Source organism: Bacillus sp. JK62, assembly GCF_053663455.1.
In genome coordinates this window covers 45,171-62,444 of the sequence record NZ_JBSJQA010000007.1, presented here as the reverse complement: position 1 = coordinate 62,444, position 17,274 = coordinate 45,171, and the positions used below count along the sequence as shown (strand labels likewise).

At 48.1% G+C, this 17,274-nt stretch carries 15 protein-coding genes; 12 read left to right on the top strand and 3 right to left on the bottom strand.

Annotated elements, in window-relative coordinates; all coding sequences use genetic code 11:
- Positions 1-18 precede the first annotated feature (18 nt).
- The 3 genes from ACWJJ4_RS17130 to corA form a co-directional block, all read right to left on the bottom strand.
- On the bottom strand, positions 19-879 hold the full coding sequence (locus tag ACWJJ4_RS17130) for an NAD(P)-dependent oxidoreductase (RefSeq protein ID WP_172614536.1): 861 nt from the start codon (positions 877-879) through the stop codon (positions 19-21).
- A gap of 50 nt (positions 880-929) precedes the next feature.
- Complete coding sequence (locus ACWJJ4_RS17125; RefSeq protein WP_172614537.1) at positions 930-1,577, bottom strand: hypothetical protein; 648 nt, start codon at positions 1,575-1,577, stop codon at positions 930-932.
- 63 nt (positions 1,578-1,640) lie between these two features.
- Positions 1,641-2,600, bottom strand: a complete 960-nt coding sequence (corA, locus tag ACWJJ4_RS17120) for a magnesium/cobalt transporter CorA (RefSeq protein WP_454021827.1) — start codon at positions 2,598-2,600, stop codon at positions 1,641-1,643.
- 106 nt (positions 2,601-2,706) lie between these two features.
- Here corA and ACWJJ4_RS17115 point away from each other — a divergent pair, with 106 nt between their 5' ends.
- The 12 genes from ACWJJ4_RS17115 (at position 2,707) to glvA (ending at position 17,246) form a co-directional block, all read left to right on the top strand.
- Positions 2,707-3,570, top strand: a complete 864-nt coding sequence (locus ACWJJ4_RS17115) for a DNA-3-methyladenine glycosylase family protein (protein ID WP_077721942.1) — start codon at positions 2,707-2,709, stop codon at positions 3,568-3,570.
- A 144-nt stretch (positions 3,571-3,714) separates the two neighbouring features.
- The gene (gene rlmD / locus ACWJJ4_RS17110; RefSeq protein WP_007408520.1) at positions 3,715-5,115 is read left to right on the top strand and encodes a 23S rRNA (uracil(1939)-C(5))-methyltransferase RlmD; all 1,401 of its coding nucleotides are present in this window, start codon (positions 3,715-3,717) and stop codon (positions 5,113-5,115) included.
- A 737-nt stretch (positions 5,116-5,852) separates the two neighbouring features.
- On the top strand, positions 5,853-6,152 hold the full coding sequence (locus ACWJJ4_RS17105) for a YfzA family protein (protein ID WP_077721943.1): 300 nt from the start codon (positions 5,853-5,855) through the stop codon (positions 6,150-6,152).
- A gap of 884 nt (positions 6,153-7,036) precedes the next feature.
- Complete coding sequence (locus ACWJJ4_RS17100) at positions 7,037-8,020, top strand: tRNA dihydrouridine synthase (RefSeq protein ID WP_057080401.1); 984 nt, start codon at positions 7,037-7,039, stop codon at positions 8,018-8,020.
- 155 nt (positions 8,021-8,175) lie between these two features.
- Positions 8,176-8,655 carry a DUF6884 domain-containing protein gene (locus ACWJJ4_RS17095; protein WP_077721944.1) on the top strand — a complete coding sequence of 160 codons (480 nt, stop codon included), beginning with the start codon at positions 8,176-8,178 and terminating at the stop codon, positions 8,653-8,655.
- Positions 8,656-8,929: 274 nt separating this feature from the next.
- A complete protein-coding gene (gene acoA / locus ACWJJ4_RS17090) occupies positions 8,930-9,931 on the top strand; it encodes an acetoin:2,6-dichlorophenolindophenol oxidoreductase subunit alpha (protein WP_101562823.1) in 1,002 nt (333 codons plus the stop codon).
- 1 nt (position 9,932) lies between these two features.
- Entirely contained in the window at positions 9,933-10,961 is a 1,029-nt protein-coding gene (acoB, locus tag ACWJJ4_RS17085; protein ID WP_043866923.1) for an acetoin:2,6-dichlorophenolindophenol oxidoreductase subunit beta, read from the top strand.
- Between the two features lie 14 nt (positions 10,962-10,975).
- Positions 10,976-12,169 carry a dihydrolipoamide acetyltransferase family protein gene (locus ACWJJ4_RS17080; RefSeq protein WP_454021826.1) on the top strand — a complete coding sequence of 398 codons (1,194 nt, stop codon included), beginning with the start codon at positions 10,976-10,978 and terminating at the stop codon, positions 12,167-12,169.
- A gap of 14 nt (positions 12,170-12,183) precedes the next feature.
- Complete coding sequence (gene lpdA, locus ACWJJ4_RS17075; protein ID WP_094247148.1) at positions 12,184-13,563, top strand: dihydrolipoyl dehydrogenase; 1,380 nt, start codon at positions 12,184-12,186, stop codon at positions 13,561-13,563.
- A gap of 106 nt (positions 13,564-13,669) precedes the next feature.
- Positions 13,670-15,478 (top strand): sigma-54-dependent Fis family transcriptional regulator, encoded by a 1,809-nt coding sequence (locus ACWJJ4_RS17070; RefSeq protein ID WP_063637095.1) that lies wholly within the window; start codon positions 13,670-13,672, stop codon positions 15,476-15,478.
- 65 nt (positions 15,479-15,543) lie between these two features.
- A complete protein-coding gene (locus ACWJJ4_RS17065) occupies positions 15,544-15,726 on the top strand; it encodes an H-type small acid-soluble spore protein (RefSeq protein WP_003155535.1) in 183 nt (60 codons plus the stop codon).
- A gap of 170 nt (positions 15,727-15,896) precedes the next feature.
- Positions 15,897-17,246 (top strand): maltose-6'-phosphate glucosidase, encoded by a 1,350-nt coding sequence (gene glvA, locus ACWJJ4_RS17060; RefSeq protein ID WP_128575039.1) that lies wholly within the window; start codon positions 15,897-15,899, stop codon positions 17,244-17,246.
- Positions 17,247-17,274 lie beyond the last annotated feature (28 nt).

Sequence of the window (17,274 nt, the reverse complement as noted above, 5' to 3'; positions counted from 1 at the left end):
TAATGGAGAGGTGTTTTGTTATTTGATACATTTAATCAAAGCGGCCCAATCCAGATCCCCGAAGCCTTGTGCGATCCCGCTTTCAAACTGGCTCTTGGCCAGTTCGGCAAGAGGGAGTTTTGCGGAAACCTGTTCTGCGGCGGCGAGCGCCAGATTGGTATCTTTCAGCCCTAAAGACATTTTGAAGCCGGCCGGCTCAAATTTCTGCTCGGCCATGATGGTTCCGTAATTTTGATAGACGGGAGAGCCAAAGAGCGCATTGGCGATTTCTAGAAATTGTTTTTGTTCTAAACCGAACTTCTCCATCATTAAGAATGATTCAGATAACGCCTCCAGCATAGAAACGAGCAAGAAATTGACGCTGATTTTCGCGGCATTGGCCGTTTTTGTTTCTTCACCCGTGTCAAATACTTGCTGACTCAGGATGTTAAGCAGCGGTTCGGCCTTTTTCTTCGCTTCTGCCGGTCCGGCTGTGATGATGCGAAGCTCGGCCTTCTCGGCGGCATCGGGGCGGCCGAGGACGGGAGCGGCAATAAAGGACTGCCCTCTGCCCGAATGTGCGGCGGAAAGCTGTTCTGACAACGCCGCACTGATCGTGCTCATTGAAATATGAATGCCGTTTTCAGATAACCCGGCAATAATGCCGCAAGCTCCGAACGTCACGCCTGTTACGGCTTCATCGTCTGACAGCATTGACAGCACGATGTCCGCATGTTCAGCTGCCTGGCGGGGCGTTTCGGCATATTCGGCCCCTTTATCCAGCAGGTCAGCCGCTTTTTCTTTCGTCCGGTTATATACAGTCAGGCTGTATCCGGCTTTCATGATATTTTCGGCGATGGGGCGGCCCATATTGCCGAGTCCGACGATGGCGATCTTCATTTGACAGTCCCTCCAATGAAAAGTTTTCCACCATTATACATGCGAAATGGTTATTCTGCTGGGTACAGGATTGCCACTTTCAGTTCAGGTTCTGAAGACCATCCGGAGTCTGAGGCGGCTTTCCCCTTATAAAATCCGCTAAACCGCGTTTTGATGATTGTTTTTGAACGGGGTTTTACAGTGAACGTTTTTGATTTGAATGTGACGTCCTTTATGTTTTCTGATAAATCCGGCGTGACAGAAATGGTTTGTTCCCCTTTTCCATAATGATTGATATAAAGCGTGCAGCTCATGCCCGCTCTTTTTCGCTCAATCAGATGGCTGCATTCGCTGCGGTGCTTCAAATATTCGACAGACTCTTTTTCGGGCGCGAACTGTTTTAAGGAAAAAGCGGCATATTCGGTGGCAGGACTGATAGCGGAAGCGGCTCCCATACTGAGAAAGATCAGAAACAGCCCCGCCGCGGGAAGCGTCCGCCTGAACGCGGCGGCACACCAGATTAACGCCGCAAGGTAAAGCACGACCCCGGGAATGACGGAGATATGGGCTCCGTCTTCAGACCAGGAAGAAAAGCCGAGCGACTCAAAGATGTAATCAGACACCGTACAGCCGTTATACAGCGGGGCAATGGACATAACACTGAATAGCAGGAGGACAGAAGAAATGATTTTGTGAGAAAAGATGGTAACGGCGCACACCTCTTTACGTTTTTTTCCAACATATCATGTTTTCTCAAAAAAAAGAACAGCCGGCAGCCGTTCTTACTTGAAAATATTAAACCAGCCTTTGCGGGCGAACCAAAACAGCATGGCGGCCACAAGAATGGCCATGACGCCCAAAACGATAAAATACCCGTATTTCCAATGAAGCTCAGGCATGTTATCGAAATTCATGCCGTAAACCCCCGCGATGAACGTCAGCGGGATAAAAATGGTCGAGACGATGGTTAATGTCATCATAATGGCGTTCATCCGGTTTGAATTCAGCGTCACATAGCTGTCCCGCAAATCTGACGTCATATCACGGTTTGACTCGATCAGCTCGGCCAGTTTTAACAGGTGGTCATAAATATCGCTGAAATACGCCTTCGTTTCACGGCTTTCTTTTACATGGTCAAGGCTCAAAATCCGGTACATTAAATCGCGCATCGGAATGATCGTCCGTCTCAGGTTCAAAAGATCAGTCCGCAATTCAAACACTTCATTCATTAATGTGCCGTAAGATTTATGGGTTCTGCTGTCTTCAATTTCATTCAGCCGGTCTTCAATTTTGTACAGCACGGGGAAATATTCATCGACAAGCTGATCCATAATCATATAAGTGATGTGCCCCGGCCCTTTTTTGGCTAATCCCGGAGAAGCGAAAAACCGTTCTCTCACCCTTGAGACGCCGGGCGATTCGTGCAAATGGAAGCTGACGATGAAACGGTCGGACTGAAAAATGTCCACCTCTTCCATTTCCAGTGTGTCCGGGTTCAAGGCGTGGAGCACATAAAAACGGTAGCCGTCATAATGGTCGATTTTCGGCCGCTGCATGTGCTGAAAGCAATCCTCGATCGCAAGCGGATGAAAGTGAAAATAATCCCGCAGCAGCTCGGTTTCATGCATCTCAGCGCCGAAAAAATCAATCCAGTACCATGCGATGTCCGGTTGTTCTGTACGTGATAGGGGGATATTATCTAATATCTCATTATGTGTTGTGATTGCGGTTATATGTATCATAAACAACCCTCCGCCTGCCATTATATCATGCGGCGTTATGAAGAAAAGTATACGAATTGCCGCCCGGCCGCTTCATGATATACTTGGACAAAAAGGGGTGGAGCATATGTGGAAGGAAACGGTTTCGGTCACGCCGCCGTATCATTTTGATAAAGTCCTTGAAAGGCTGTCGCTCGATCCGCTGAATGCGGTCGATCTTCATGCAAGATCAATCAAAGTGCCGCTCAGAACACGGGACGGCAAACTGTCCGTCATCACGGTTCAAGCGGAAGGCACCGCCGCAGACCCGGTCTTCCTCGTCAGCGGAGAAACGGACCGCGAGGAGATGATTGAACGGATCAAACACATTTTTCAATGGGAACAGCCGCTTCAGCCTGTGCTTGATCATTTCTCAAAAACAAATCTGTCGGCGCTTTTTGAGGAGCATGCGGGAACCCCGCTCGTCTTGGAATATGACGTCTACAACTGTCTCATGAAATGCATCATCCACCAGCAGCTCAACCTGTCTTTCGCATTTACCTTAACGGAACGGTTCGTCCATGCCTTCGGTGAACAAAAAGACGGCGTCTGGTGCTATCCCGAGCCGAAAACGATCGCGGCGCTTGATTATCAGGACTTGCGGGAGCTCCAGTTCAGCATGAGAAAAGCGGAATATGCGATTGACATTTCACGCATGATTGCAGGCGGAGCGCTCAATCTGGCGGAACTTACCCATTTATCGGATGAAGACATTATGAAAAAGCTGATCACCATCAGAGGCATCGGCCCGTGGACCGTCCAAAACGTCCTCATGTTCGGCCTCGGCCGCCCGAATCTGTTTCCTTTGGCGGATATCGGCCTGCAAAATGCCATCAAACGCCGCTTCGCCCTTGAGGATAAACCGTCAAAAGACGTGATGCTTCAGGTAAGCAGCGAATGGGCGCCGTATTTAAGCTATGCGTCCTTGTATTTGTGGAGAAGTATTGAATGAAAAACCGCTTTGAGGATTTTTGGAAACTTCCAGTGAAAAACATGAAGGAACAGCCGGCTGCATGTTATACTGAAAAGATGTGATATTTCAAATCAGCCGTTTTCCCAGGAGAAAGGCTTTATATAGAAACGGAGAGAAAAAAACGTGAATCAACATCAAAAAAAGGCGCCTGCCGAATTGAAAATCGGGCAGACATTTCCGCTGACCATCAAACGTCTCGGCATTAACGGAGAGGGCGTCGGCTATTTTAAGAAAAAAGTTGTCTTCGTTCCCGGCGCTCTGCCCGGGGAAGAAGTCGTTGCCGAAGCGACAAATGTGCAGCCGAAATTTTCAGAAGCACGCGTCAAAAAAATCCGCAAGCCGTCTGAACACCGCGTCACGCCGCCATGCCCGGTCTACGACCAGTGCGGCGGCTGTCAGCTTCAGCATCTGGCATACACCCAGCAGCTTCGCGAAAAACGCGACATTGTCATTCAGTCTCTGGAACGTCATACGAGATTCAATGTCGAAGAAATGAACATTAAAGATACGATCGGAATGGACAACCCTTGGAATTACCGGAACAAAAGCCAGTTCCAAGTCGGACGCTCGCAAAGCGGCAGCATCATTGCCGGCTTATACGGACTTGATTCCCATAAAATCGTCCCGATTAAGGAATGCATTGTCCAGCATCCGGCGACAAACAAAACAACGGGTATCGTCCGCCGTATTTTGGAAAAACACAACGTATCCGTTTATAACGAACGGACCAAAAAAGGCGATGTCCGCACCATCGTGACGAGAGTCGGTTTTGAAACAGGCGAAGTGCAGGTCGTGCTTGTCACTGCGAAAGAGACACTGCCGAATAAAGATGAGATCGTCAAAGCCATTCAGAACCGGCTGCCGGAAGTGAAATCGATTATTCAAAACGTCAATGGCGCGCGCACATCCGTCATTTTCGGTGACAAAACAAAAGCGCTGGCCGGAAGCCATGCCATTCAAGAAGTGCTCGGTGACGTGTCATTTGAACTGAGCGCCCGCGCTTTCTTCCAGCTCAACCCTGAGCAGACGGTCAAGCTGTATGACGAAGTGAAACAAGCGGCTCAGCTGACAGGAAAAGAAAAAGTCGTAGACGCGTATTGCGGCGTCGGTACGATCGGCATGTGGGTTTCAAGCGGCGCAAAAGAGATCCGCGGCATGGACGTCATTAAAGAATCAATTGATGACGCGAAGAAAAACGCCAAAAAACACGGCATCAAAAACGCGGCATATGTCACAGGAACAGCCGAACACTGGCTCCCGAAATGGACGAAAGAAGGCTTCCGTCCTGACGTGGTCATCGTCGACCCGCCGAGAACGGGCTGTGACAGAACATTTTTAGATACCATCAAAAAAGTAAAACCGAAACGCTTCGTCTACGTATCCTGCAATCCTTCCACACTGGCGAAAGACTTGCAGACGCTGTCGAAGGACTATCGCGTCGAATATATTCAGCCTGTGGATATGTTTCCGCAGACGGCTCATGTGGAAGCCGTGGCGAAGCTTGTGTTGAAATCGTCTAACTAAAATAAACAATTCGTAATCAGACCTGGATTCGGTAAATAAACAATTCCGATTTCCGGGTTTTTTTATGCGCAGCCTTTGCCCTGGCTGTCTTTTCTAAACTTTATGTTTCTTCTTTTCTCGGAGATCTTTATTTAAACTGACGAAAAGAGTTGAAAAATGTGTGGAAAAGCGAGTGAAAAACAGCCAATTTTGACCTCGTTTGTATAATGACGCTGTGGTGTATTATGACATTATTGGGATAATGTAAAATAATTTGATATCATTGGTTTGAGATGAAGTTGTAACATTATTCAACTGTAAAGTATTTATCATGCCAAAGTAAGTAGGTCTTTAATAAAAGATAAACAGGAGGTGAAACCGAATGAGAGATATTGGAATTTCAACAACTGAACGAAGGTTCTGAAGTAGAAGCTGTAAAAGGCAAGGGTGCTTACTTACACTAATCACCAGCGGCAGTTGGCACATCGATAAAAGATCAAACACACTAAAAAAGCATGTTTGGTCGTTATACATAATATGAAAGCCTAAACAGGAAAAAAGGACCCCAATTATTTCCCTTATTCCCAAAAAAGGAATAAATCCGAGGCGGAACCACAAGTGATAACAACTCTTACAGTAATACCTGCGATGGATATATCCTTAATAAGTAATTATCGCGACAATCGTGCTTCATCATATAATGATGTTAGATTGTCACTTGGCTAAAAAGTATTGCAGAAAAGGAAATGGTAATTGAAATGGGTAAAGTATATAAAAAACGACCGTTATATAAAAAAAGTTGGTTTCACACGTTGTTGGCATTTTTAATATCACAGCTTTATTTTAGTTTTGTAGAATTAACGGGATGGGGTCCGAATTATAGAGAAATGAATGGATTCCCAGCAAACATAGCTGAACTGGATTTCTTTCAAACATATCTTTCATTCTATGATAATCCATGGTTTAATATTGTCACTGTTTTCTTGGGGGTTTTCACTGTTATACAAATCATTAACGGTATAACAAAGAATATTCGAAATGAAAGCAATAACTTCTGACGCCTTATTTAATGATGAAAGAAAATGAACACTTTCTTATTAATCTTATGAATGAAGACTGCGGCACTTAGTCAGCAGTCTATTTTATTGGTTTTGGATCAGGATTACCGGATCGTAACCTTATACAAATATATATAGGTGATTGTATAAAGATATTAACATATGGGCTTTGAAAGCCGATCGACCCTTAGTACATATACTGTATAGAGCCAGAAGCCACTTGCTGCGTTGGTTATTTCTAAACCATGAGCAAATCCGAAAAGATCCAGATTGAAGTTCTTGAATTCTGTTAAGTTCAAGTTTATTTTCTCTTCCCATCCTCTTTACTTCATGTGATTCACAATCGGCAAGTTAAGGCTTTTTCTTTTTACATTCTCTTCAGTACTCAGATATACCCCCCAGCCCCATTTGCTTAATCAACTTATTTCTTGAAATTTGTTTTATGGTAATAGGGAGAACTCATATGATATTCTATTTAGGTTGGACTCCTTTTTATCCAAAAAGAGCAAAAGTAAGGCCGCTAAGAAAGATGAAGGTCAGCGCTAATCTTAATAAACCACAATATAAATAAAAATTAGGTGTAGATAATCATCACACTTTTTCTCTCTCAAACCCTTTTAAAGGTTAAGGAGTTGACTGAGTTGATCAGAAATGAACGATATGGGGTTAACTATAGCGATAGTCTATTACGTTAACTCAATTAATGTGTTCTACTCCAGTTTGCTTTTTCACTTTTTAAGGTGTAAAAAGTGAAATGTTCAAAATTTACTATCGTTTGATAAGAAGTGCTGACACATGCTATAAGTGTAAAAGAAGCATGGTCAGTTTTTAATTTTGGGATAAAGGTTTGGCTGTATCCCATCATGAAAGGATTTGGATTTGTTATGACAGATAATTTCTGGCGTGAATTACCGCGGCCATTTTTTGTACTGGCACCAATGGAAGATGTGACGGATGTCGTTTTTCGCCATGTTGTGAGTGAAGCAGGCAGACCTGATGTGTTTTTCACAGAGTTTACAAACTCAGAAAGCTATTGTCACCCGGATGGGAAGGATAGTGTACGCGGCCGTTTGACTTTCACGGAGGATGAACAGCCGATGGTTGCCCACATATGGGGAGATAAGCCTGAAAACTTTCGCCAAATGAGTATTGGGATGGCGGAATTAGGGTTTAAGGGCCTGGATATCAATATGGGCTGTCCTGTCCCTAATGTGGCGGGGAATGGAAAGGGAAGCGGCCTGATTTGCCGTCCTGAAGTTGCGGCAGAATTAATACAGGCGGCGAAAGCAGGAGGTCTGCCGGTAAGTGTGAAGACGAGACTTGGCTACACGGATGTTGACGAATGGCGCGGCTGGCTGACACACATACTGAAACAAGACATTGCGAATCTTTCTATTCATCTGCGTACAAGAGCGGAAATGAGTAAAGTAGATGCGCATTGGGAGTTGATTCCGGAAATTAAGAAACTTCGTGACGAGATTGCGCCAGATACCCTTTTGACGATCAATGGGGATATTCCTGACCGGGAGACCGGCTTGAAACTCGCTGAACAATACGGTGTTGACGGGATTATGATTGGACGAGGCATTTTTACTAATCCGTTCGCCTTTGAAAAGGAGCCGAGAGAGCATAGCAGTAAGGAATTGCTTGATCTTTTGAGATTGCACCTGGATCTCCATGATGAGTATTCAAAAGAAGAAGCCAGAGCATATAAACCGCTCCCTCGCTTTTTCAAGATATATCTCCGCGGATTCCGGGGAGCAAGTGAATTAAGAAATCAATGCATGAATACAAAGTCAACAGATGAAGTGCGTGCATTGCTCGATGACTTTGAGAGAAAGTATCTTGATGGGATGGAGCAAGAGTGACATAAACAACTCTTCATCCGGCCCGGAGTTCGGTTTGAATTCCGGGTTTTTTGTGTGCAGCTTTACCCAGACAGATCCATGGCCGTTTTCGTCATGCAGAAATAAACGAATAATGGTACATTGATAGGAGATACATCATAAAGGGGGAGAGAAAAATGAAACGACTGTGCATCATCCCCTGCGGCAAGAAAAAAATTTGGGATGTCCATTCAGATACAGGGCCGGTAAGGGCGGAAGACGCTTATCTCAGCCCGTTTCATCAGGCGTGCGAGCGATATGCGAAAGCATTTTTCGATGAGTGGGTGATTTTGTCGGCGAAGCACGGATTTCTTCGTCCGGATGATACTGTTCCCGGAAATTACGATGTCACTTTTGGAACCGGTCACCCGGAGATCATGGCAGCGGACGAGCTGCGCCGTCAATTTCATGAAAAAGGCTTTTCCGACGTCGAAGAGCTTGTCATGCTTGGCGGGAAAAAATACCGAAGCGTCCTAAACGCCGTCATCGGAGAGCATCAGCATATCACCTGGCCTCTGTCATCGTATAAAGGCATTGGTTACATGCTTCAAGCGCTGAATCGGGCTGTTGAAGAAAAGGATGAACTGCAGCACGTGGATATGAAAAAAAGAGTGTAACCACTCAAACGCCGCGATAGACTGTATGCGGAAGAATGAAGCAATAAAAGATTTCCGAGGAAATAAATACGTCGATCATTGTCAAAGACAGGGTGATGCCCGGTCTTTTTTTATGCCATAAAACGAGACAAAGGGAACAGATCGAGACAAAATGAGACACCTGTCTCAAACTGTCTCCATTGTAAAAATAAAAACATTCATTTTACGGGCTTCAAAGGCTGGCATGCTTCTTGCATTTATAAGTGTGAACCCTAAATAGAAGGAGGCGCACAAAATGGAATTGTTAAAACGAGAAGGCTTGTCATTAACTGAGGAGAAAGCGCTGTGGATGTACCAAAAGATGCTGGAAATCAGGGGCTTTGAAGACAAAGTGCATGAACTGTTCGCGCAAGGAGTGCTTCCCGGATTCGTCCATTTGTATGCCGGTGAAGAAGCGATAGCTGCGGGGGTGTGCGCTCATTTACATGATGGCGACAGCATTACAAGCACACACAGGGGACATGGCCATTGTATCGCCAAAGGCTGTGATCTGGACGGCATGATGGCGGAAATATTCGGAAAAGCGACCGGACTGTGTAAAGGCAAAGGCGGCTCTATGCACATTGCGGATCTTGATAAAGGCATGTTAGGCGCAAATGGAATCGTCGGGGGCGGATTCACGCTCGCATGCGGATCAGCGCTCACGGCTAAATATAAACAAACTAAAAATGTAAGCGTTTGCTTCTTTGGGGACGGAGCCAATAACCAAGGCACCTTCCATGAAGGGCTGAACTTAGCGGCAGTATGGAACCTTCCTGTCGTGTTCATCGCCGAAAACAACGGCTACGGCGAAGCCACGACATTTGAGTACGCGTCAGCCTGTGATTCAATCGCCGATCGGGCGGCTGCCTACAACATGCCTGGGGTCACGGTGGACGGAAAAGATATTTTAGCAGTTTATCAGGCGGCCGGGGAAGCGATAGAAAGAGCAAGAAACGGCGGAGGCCCGTCTTTGATTGAATGTATGACTTACCGAAACTACGGCCATTTCGAAGGCGATGCCCAAACTTATAAAACAAAGGATGAAAAGACTGAGCATCTTGAAGAAAAGGATGCTATCCAAGGCTTTAAAAACTATCTTCTAAAAGAAACAGATGCAAATAAATTGTCAGACATTGAACAGCGAGTCAGCGAATCGATTGAAAAAGCCGTCTCGTTCAGCGAAAAGAGTCCGTATCCGAAAGAGTCAGAGCTGTTGACAGACGTCTACGTGTCATATGAAAAAGGGGGAATGTGAGATGGCGAGAGTCATAAGCATGTCGGACGCGATCAATGAAGCAATGAAGCTTGCGATGAGAAGAGACGACAATGTGCTTGTAATCGGTGAGGATGTCGCCGGGGGAGCGGCGGTCGATCATTTGCAAGATGATGAGGCATGGGGCGGTGTACTCGGGGTCACAAAGGGTCTCGTACAGGAATTCGGGCGCAGCCGAGTGCTGGATACACCGATTTCTGAGGCGGGCTACATGGGTGCGGCCATGGCTGCGGCATCCACGGGGCTGAGACCGATTGCCGAGCTGATGTTTAACGATTTTATCGGAACGTGCTTTGATCAAGTGATCAACCAAGGGGCGAAATTCCGCTATATGTTCGGCGGTAAAGCGCAAGTGCCGATCACCGTCCGCACCACATACGGAGCCGGGTTCCGGGCAGCGGCTCAGCATTCGCAGGCGCTGTATGGCCTCTTCACCAGCATCCCGGGGCTGAAGACAGTTGTGCCGTCCAATCCGTATGACGCCAAAGGTTTGCTGCTGGCGGCAATAGAAGACAATGATCCGGTATTCTTTTTTGAAGACAAAACGTCCTACAACATGAAGGGCGAGGTGCCGGAAGATTATTATACAATTCCGCTCGGAAAAGCGGATATCAAACGCGAAGGCAGTGACATCACGCTGTTTGCGGTCGGCAAGCAGGTTAATACCGCGCTTGAAGCGGCTGCACAGCTTTCTGAGAAAGGCATCGACGCCGAGGTGCTTGACCCCCGGAGTCTGTCTCCTTTAGATGAGGAAGCGATTTTCACATCGCTAGAAAAAACAAATCGGCTGATCATCATTGACGAAGCCAATCCGCGCTGCAGCATCGCCACGGATATTGCTGCGATTGTCGCCGATAAGGGCTTTGATTTGCTTGATGCGCCGATTAAGCGGATTACAGCGCCGCATACACCGGTGCCGTTTTCGCCGGTGCTTGAAGATCAATATTTGCCGACACCAGACCAAATTGTCAGCGTCACGCTTGAATTGCTTGGCGAGCCGGCAATGAATTAAAGGAGGGATATAGAATGGCTGTAAAAGTAGTAATGCCGAAGCTGGGAATGGCGATGAAGAAAGGTGAAGTATCCGTCTGGAATAAAAAAGTCGGCGACCCGGTTGAAAAGGGAGAAAGCATCGCCAGCATCAACTCGGAAAAAATAGAAATGGAAATAGAAGCGCCTGAAAGCGGCACGCTTCTTCACATTAAAGTCAAAGAGGGAGAAGGAGTCCCCCCGGGAACGCCCATCTGTTATATCGGGGAAAACGGCGAAGAAGTGCGGGAGAAGGAGGCGCCGGCTCCTGAAAATGCAGGGAAACCGCAATCTGAACCTGAACATATTCCCGCTCCCAAAGCCGGGCAAAAGCGTAAACACCGCGTGAAAATATCTCCCGTTGCCCGAAAAATGGCGGAGAAAGCCGGGTTGAAAGTTGATACGCTGAACGGGACGGGGCCCGGAGGCAGAATCGTAAAAGCTGACGTCATCAAGGCCATGAAGACAGAAGCTGAACCGCAGTCTTCGGTTCAGACGGCACAGCCGGAGGGAAAACCGGCTTCAGCGATGAGAAAAGTGATTGCAGACCGAATGCACAAAAGCCTGCAAAACAGCGCCCAGCTGACGTTGACGATGAAAGCGGACATTACGGAGCTTGTAAAATGGCAGCAGCAGCTCGCCGACAGCGCGAAAAAGCGGAGCGGTGTTAAACTGACGGTCACACATTTCGTATCCCGGGCCGCGGTGCTTGCGCTGAAACAGCATCCTGAGCTGAACAGCTCTTATCAAGAGGAGCGGATCATCACCTATCCATATGTCCACCTCGGGATGGCGGTTTCTCTTGAAAACGGTCTCGTCGTGCCGGTGATCCGGGATGCGGAAAAGCTTTCATTCCTTGAGCTTGCGGATCACATCAGCACATCGGCACGCCGGGCGCGGGAAGGCAATGCTTCCGGAGATGACCTGCACGGATCGACATTTTCTATTACAAATCTCGGGGGTTACGGAATTGAGCATTTCACCCCGATTCTTAATTCGCCTGAAGCCGGTATTCTCGGAGTGGGCGCAAGCTATGAAACGCCGGCGTTTAAAGGAGATGAGCTTGTCAAAAGCATCATGCTGCCGCTGAGTCTTACCTTTGATCACAGAGTATGTGACGGCGCCCCGGCTGCGGACTTCCTGAAAACGGTCAAAGCGCTGCTTGAAGAGCCTGCCGGTTTGATTTTATAGAGAGAGGTGAAAAAATGAAACTAGCCATTATCGGCGGCGGGCCGGCCGGATATGCAGCTGCCGTGACTGCCGCGCGGAGAGGAGCAGAAGTCGTTCTGATCGACAAAGGGCCGCTCGGAGGCACTTGTCTCAATGAGGGGTGCATCCCGACAAAGTCGCTTTTGGAAAGTGCGAATGTGCTCGATAAAATCAGGCATGCAAATACATTCGGCATCGAACTGCCGCAAAACATTACACTCAATTGGAACCGCATGCAGGGGCGCAAACGGCAAATCGTCAGCCAGCTCGTGCAGGGAATTCAATACTTAATGAAAGCAAATCAGATTAAAGTCATCAGCGGGACAGCCTCATTTCTCACAGAGCAGACATTGCTTGTTGAAGAAGAAGGAGGCGCAAAAGACATTCTGGAAGCGGACCGGATATTGATTGCATCCGGATCTGAACCGGCGGAGCTGCCGTTTGCCCCATTTGACGGCGATTGGGTAATCGACAGCAAAGATGCGCTTTCTTTACAGAAAATCCCTTCGTCTCTGCTCATTGTCGGGGGAGGTGTGATCGGCTGCGAATTTGCCTCTTTATTCAGCCGGTTTAAAACGAAAGTGACGGTGATTGAATCGGCTGACCGGCTGCTCCCGGCAGAAGACGGGGAAATCGCCGCCGCTTTCGAAGACTCTTTAAGAGACAGCGGGGCTGATATTCAGACAAAAGCCGCCCTTCAGCGGATTGACAAAGAAAGGAAAACCGCCGTGTGGACAAAAGACGGAAAAGAAATTGAGGCTCAGGCTGATCACATTTTGGTTGCAATCGGCAGAAAGCCGCGTTTGCAAGGGGTGAATTTGGATCAAGCCGGCATCCGGTATTCTCCGCGCGGGATTGAAGTCAATGACCATATGCAGACCAATGTGCCTCATATATATGCGTGCGGCGATGCGGCCGGAGGGATGCAGCTAGCGCATGCCGCCATTCATGAAGGAATCACAGCCGCCGCGCATGCCTCGGGAAAGGACAGCAAAGTCAATATGCGGGCGGTGCCCCGCTGTATTTATACATCGCCGGAAATGGCAGCTGTCGGGCTGACGGAAACACAGGCGAGAGAGACATACGGAGATGTGAAAATCGGAGAATGCTCATTTTCTGCTAACGGAAAAGCGTTAATTAAGCATCAGTACGGCGGCAAAATGAAAATCATTGCCGAGCCGGAATTCGGAGAAATCGTCGGGGTGTCAATGATCGGGCCGGACGTGACGGAATTGATCGGTCAGGCGGTCATGATGATGAACGGTGAAATGACGGCGGATATGTCGGAGCACTTTATCGCGGCGCATCCGACTCTGTCAGAAACGCTTCAGGAAGCCCTGCTGAATGTCACCGGACTTGCGGTGCATTCCGTATAACCGGAATACCCTTTCTCAGATGAGAAGGGGTATTTTTCGTTGAAAGCGCTTTACTTTTCCCCTACAATATATGAAAAGATGGTCTGAACAGGGGGGAGCGAATACAATGAATGTCATTCGGAATGATTTTAAAACCTGGAAGCGTTTTGTGAAAGAAGGCGTGCTCGATGAATCCCGTATTCAGAAGCGGGTGGCCGCTTCATGGCACCGCTGCAAAAAAGCCGACGTCAACCCGTATCTAGAAAAGGGACCGAATGTAATGCCGGCAGATCATTTAGAAAGGCAGGCCGAAAAGCATGCGTTATTTTTAGCGGCCTCAACGCCGCACGCAGAAAGAATGAAAACGGCGATGCGGGAAATGGAAATGATGGTTCTTCTGATTGATTCTGACGGCGTTGTCCATTCAGTTGACGGCCACCCGCGCACCATTCATGAAGCGAACCGCATCAATTTCTTAAAAGGCGCCCGCTGGACGGAAACGGCCGTCGGCACGAATGCGATCGGGACGGCTCTTTATACAAATGAACCGGTCATGATACACGGCTCTGAACATTATTCGCTCGCTTCTCATCAATGGAGCTGTTCCGCCGCGCCCATCCGTTATGAAGACGGGCGGCTGGCGGGTGTCATTGATATTTCCTGCCCCGCCGCCCGCGCTCAGCCTTTTATGCTCGGAATTGCCTCCTCCATCGCTTATACGGCGGAACGGGAGCTTGCCCTAAAGATCAAAATGACAGAACTTGACATGATCAGCAAATTCGCCGGGCTTACCCGGTCTCACGATCCGATCGTGCTTTGCAATGAAATGAGCCGGGTTATCGCTGCAAGCCGTCCCGTTCAGCATTTTACCGGACATATGCTGCGCGAGCTTGAGGAACAGGGCTATCATATCAAGCAGACGAAGCGGGAGGAGAACGGCTTCTCATGCATTTACTTATCCAAACGAGAAGAAAAGCCGTCGTTTATATTTCATGGTGCGGCAGGCAAAAGCCCGTCATCCCGACATATGCTCCAGCAGCTGGAGCTTGTCGCCCGAACGGACGCAACCGTTTGTCTTACGGGAGAAACCGGGACGGGAAAGGAGATTGCCGCCCGGGCGATTCACAACAACAGCTCCAGGAAAAACGGCCCGTTTATCGCTGTCAACTGCGGAGCGGTTCCTGAAAAGCTGATTGAAAGCGAACTGTTCGGCTACTCGGAAGGCGCCTTCACCGGGGCCAAACGGAAAGGGCATAACGGCGCTTTGCAAAAAGCCGATAAAGGCACGCTTTTCCTCGATGAAATCGGAGAAATATCACACTCCATGCAGGTCGCTCTGTTACGGGTGCTGCAGGAACGGAAAGTCACCCCGGTCGGCGGGACAAAAGAGATTCCCGTTGACATCAGAATCATCACTGCCACCCACACTGATCTGAGACAGCTTGTCGAATGCAAAAAGCTGAGAGAAGATTTATTTTACCGGCTTCACGTCTGTCCGATCCACCTCCCTCCATTAAGAGAACGCACCGAAGACATTCCCGGCCTCTTCCTTGAATTTCAGCGAAATCGCGGCTGGCGGGGGGAGCTTCCTGATGACTTTTTAGACCTATTAAAGAGCCGGAAATGGCCGGGGAATATCAGGGAATTGTTTAATGTATTTGAACGTCTTTCCGTCATGTTCCCGGACGGACGGCTGTCAGGGCGCCCCATCGCAGCCCTGCTTGAAGCGTCAGGTCTTAAAGAGGCGGCCGAGTCTTATGAACAGGAAGAAGCGTCCCCTGTCTCCATCCGGGAGCACATTCAGAAAAACATCATCGTAAACGCGCTTGAATCAGCGAAGGGGAATGTTACACAGGCCGCCAAAATGGCCGGAATCCCGCGGAGCACGTTTTACAAACGCCTCAAAAAATTCAAACTCACCGCCGGACAATTGTAAGAAACAAGCATACTTCTCTTGGCTGCCGGACACGTTATGTGTGAGGCCTAAAGGAGGTTTGAGACGTGAATACACAGCGTGCGAAAGACATTTCGGAATCCGCCGCCATGGCGTATGTGACGTATGAAGGAGTTCCGATTTATATTCAGCATGTCAACGAAGACAAGGAAACAGCCAGGATTTTTCCGATCGGAAATCCACAATTTGAGCAGGAAGTGCTGCTTTCTGATTTACAAGAGCATTTTTGAGAAGGGGTCTGCTGATGACAGCAGGCCTTTTTTGTACCTGTGGGAACTTTCCCGATTTTTGAGAAAAATAACTAAAAATGATCAAATGATCTAACTCCTCCAAACCCGGTACAGATCGGACCTTCTCATGATATAAATAAAATGTAAACGTTATCAGAGGAGGGCTTCACATGACAGACAAATCATTCTCAATCGTTATTGCAGGCGGCGGCAGCACATTTACCCCCGGAATTGTATTAATGCTTTTGAACCACCTGGAAGAGTTTCCGATCAGAAAGCTGAAACTTTATGACAATGATAAAGAAAGGCAGGAGCGGATTGCGGGTGCGTGTGAGGTATTCATAAAAGAAAAAGCGCCGGACATTGAATTTTTGGCGACTGATGACCCAGAGACGGCTTTTACGGATGTTGACTTCGTCATGGCGCATATCCGCGTCGGAAAATATGCGATGCGCGCACTCGATGAACAAATCCCGCTGAAGTACGGCGTGGTCGGCCAGGAAACATGCGGGCCGGGCGGAATCGCATACGGCATGCGCTCTATCGGCGGTGTTCTGGAGATTCTTGATTATATGGAAACGTACTCGCCTGACGCATGGATGCTGAATTACTCCAATCCGGCGGCGATTGTGGCCGAAGCTACACGGCGCCTCAGACCGAATTCAAAAATATTGAACATCTGCGACATGCCGGTCGGAATTGAGGATCGCATGGCGAACATCCTCGGATTATCTTCACGAAAAGAAATGAACGTCCGTTACTACGGCTTGAACCACTTTGGCTGGTGGACGTCCATCACCGATCGAGAGGGCAATGATTTAATGCCGAAGCTGAAAGAGCATGTCCGTGAATACGGCTACGTTCCGAAGACGGAGGCCGAACAGACTGAAGCAAGCTGGAATGACACATTCAAAAAAGCGCGCGACGTACAGGCGGCTGATCCGGATACGCTTCCGAACACATATCTGCAATATTACTTATTCCCGGATGATATGGTGAAAAAATCAAATCCGAACCATACGAGAGCCAACGAAGTCATGGAAGGGCGGGAAGCTTTCATTTTCAGCCAATGCGATATGATTACGCGCGAACAATCATCGGAGAAGAGTGAAATTAAAATTGATGATCATGCTTCCTATATCGTCGATCTTGCCCGGGCCATCGCTTACAACACAGGGGAGAGAATGCTGTTAATCGTTGAAAATAACGGCGCGATCGCAAACTTTGATCCGTCAGCCATGGTTGAGATTCCTTGTCTCGTAGGTTCAAACGGACCGGAACCGCTCTCAGTCGGGAACATACCGCAATTTCAAAAAGGCCTGATGGAACAGCAGGTGTCTGTCGAAAAACTGACGGCTGAAGCGTGGGAAGAGCGGTCATTTCAAAAGCTGTGGCAGGCGCTGATCCTGTCAAAAACAGTGCCGAATGCCCGTGTGGCAAGACTGATTCTTGAAGATCTGATGGAGGCTAATAAGGACTACTGGCCTGAGCTTGATGTAAGCCCGTCTCCTATTTCCTGATGACAATCTTCCCCGTTTTCTTTATCTG

Excerpts from the sequence above, each read along its gene's own strand:
- acoA (WP_101562823.1), top strand. The coding sequence starts at position 8,930 with ATGGAATTGTTAAAACGAGAAGGCTTGTCATTAACTGAGGAGAAAGCG.
- ACWJJ4_RS17130 (WP_172614536.1), bottom strand. The coding sequence starts at position 879 with ATGAAGATCGCCATCGTCGGACTCGGCAATATGGGCCGCCCCATCGCC.
- ACWJJ4_RS17070 (WP_063637095.1), top strand. The coding sequence starts at position 13,670 with ATGAATGTCATTCGGAATGATTTTAAAACCTGGAAGCGTTTTGTGAAA.
- corA (WP_454021827.1), bottom strand. The coding sequence starts at position 2,600 with ATGATACATATAACCGCAATCACAACACATAATGAGATATTAGATAAT.
- lpdA (WP_094247148.1), top strand. The coding sequence starts at position 12,184 with ATGAAACTAGCCATTATCGGCGGCGGGCCGGCCGGATATGCAGCTGCC.
- ACWJJ4_RS17080 (WP_454021826.1), top strand. The coding sequence starts at position 10,976 with ATGGCTGTAAAAGTAGTAATGCCGAAGCTGGGAATGGCGATGAAGAAA.
- ACWJJ4_RS17115 (WP_077721942.1), top strand. The coding sequence starts at position 2,707 with ATGTGGAAGGAAACGGTTTCGGTCACGCCGCCGTATCATTTTGATAAA.
- glvA (WP_128575039.1), top strand. The coding sequence starts at position 15,897 with ATGACAGACAAATCATTCTCAATCGTTATTGCAGGCGGCGGCAGCACA.
- ACWJJ4_RS17105 (WP_077721943.1), top strand. The coding sequence starts at position 5,853 with ATGGGTAAAGTATATAAAAAACGACCGTTATATAAAAAAAGTTGGTTT.
- ACWJJ4_RS17100 (WP_057080401.1), top strand. The coding sequence starts at position 7,037 with ATGACAGATAATTTCTGGCGTGAATTACCGCGGCCATTTTTTGTACTG.
- acoB (WP_043866923.1), top strand. The coding sequence starts at position 9,933 with ATGGCGAGAGTCATAAGCATGTCGGACGCGATCAATGAAGCAATGAAG.
- ACWJJ4_RS17095 (WP_077721944.1), top strand. The coding sequence starts at position 8,176 with ATGAAACGACTGTGCATCATCCCCTGCGGCAAGAAAAAAATTTGGGAT.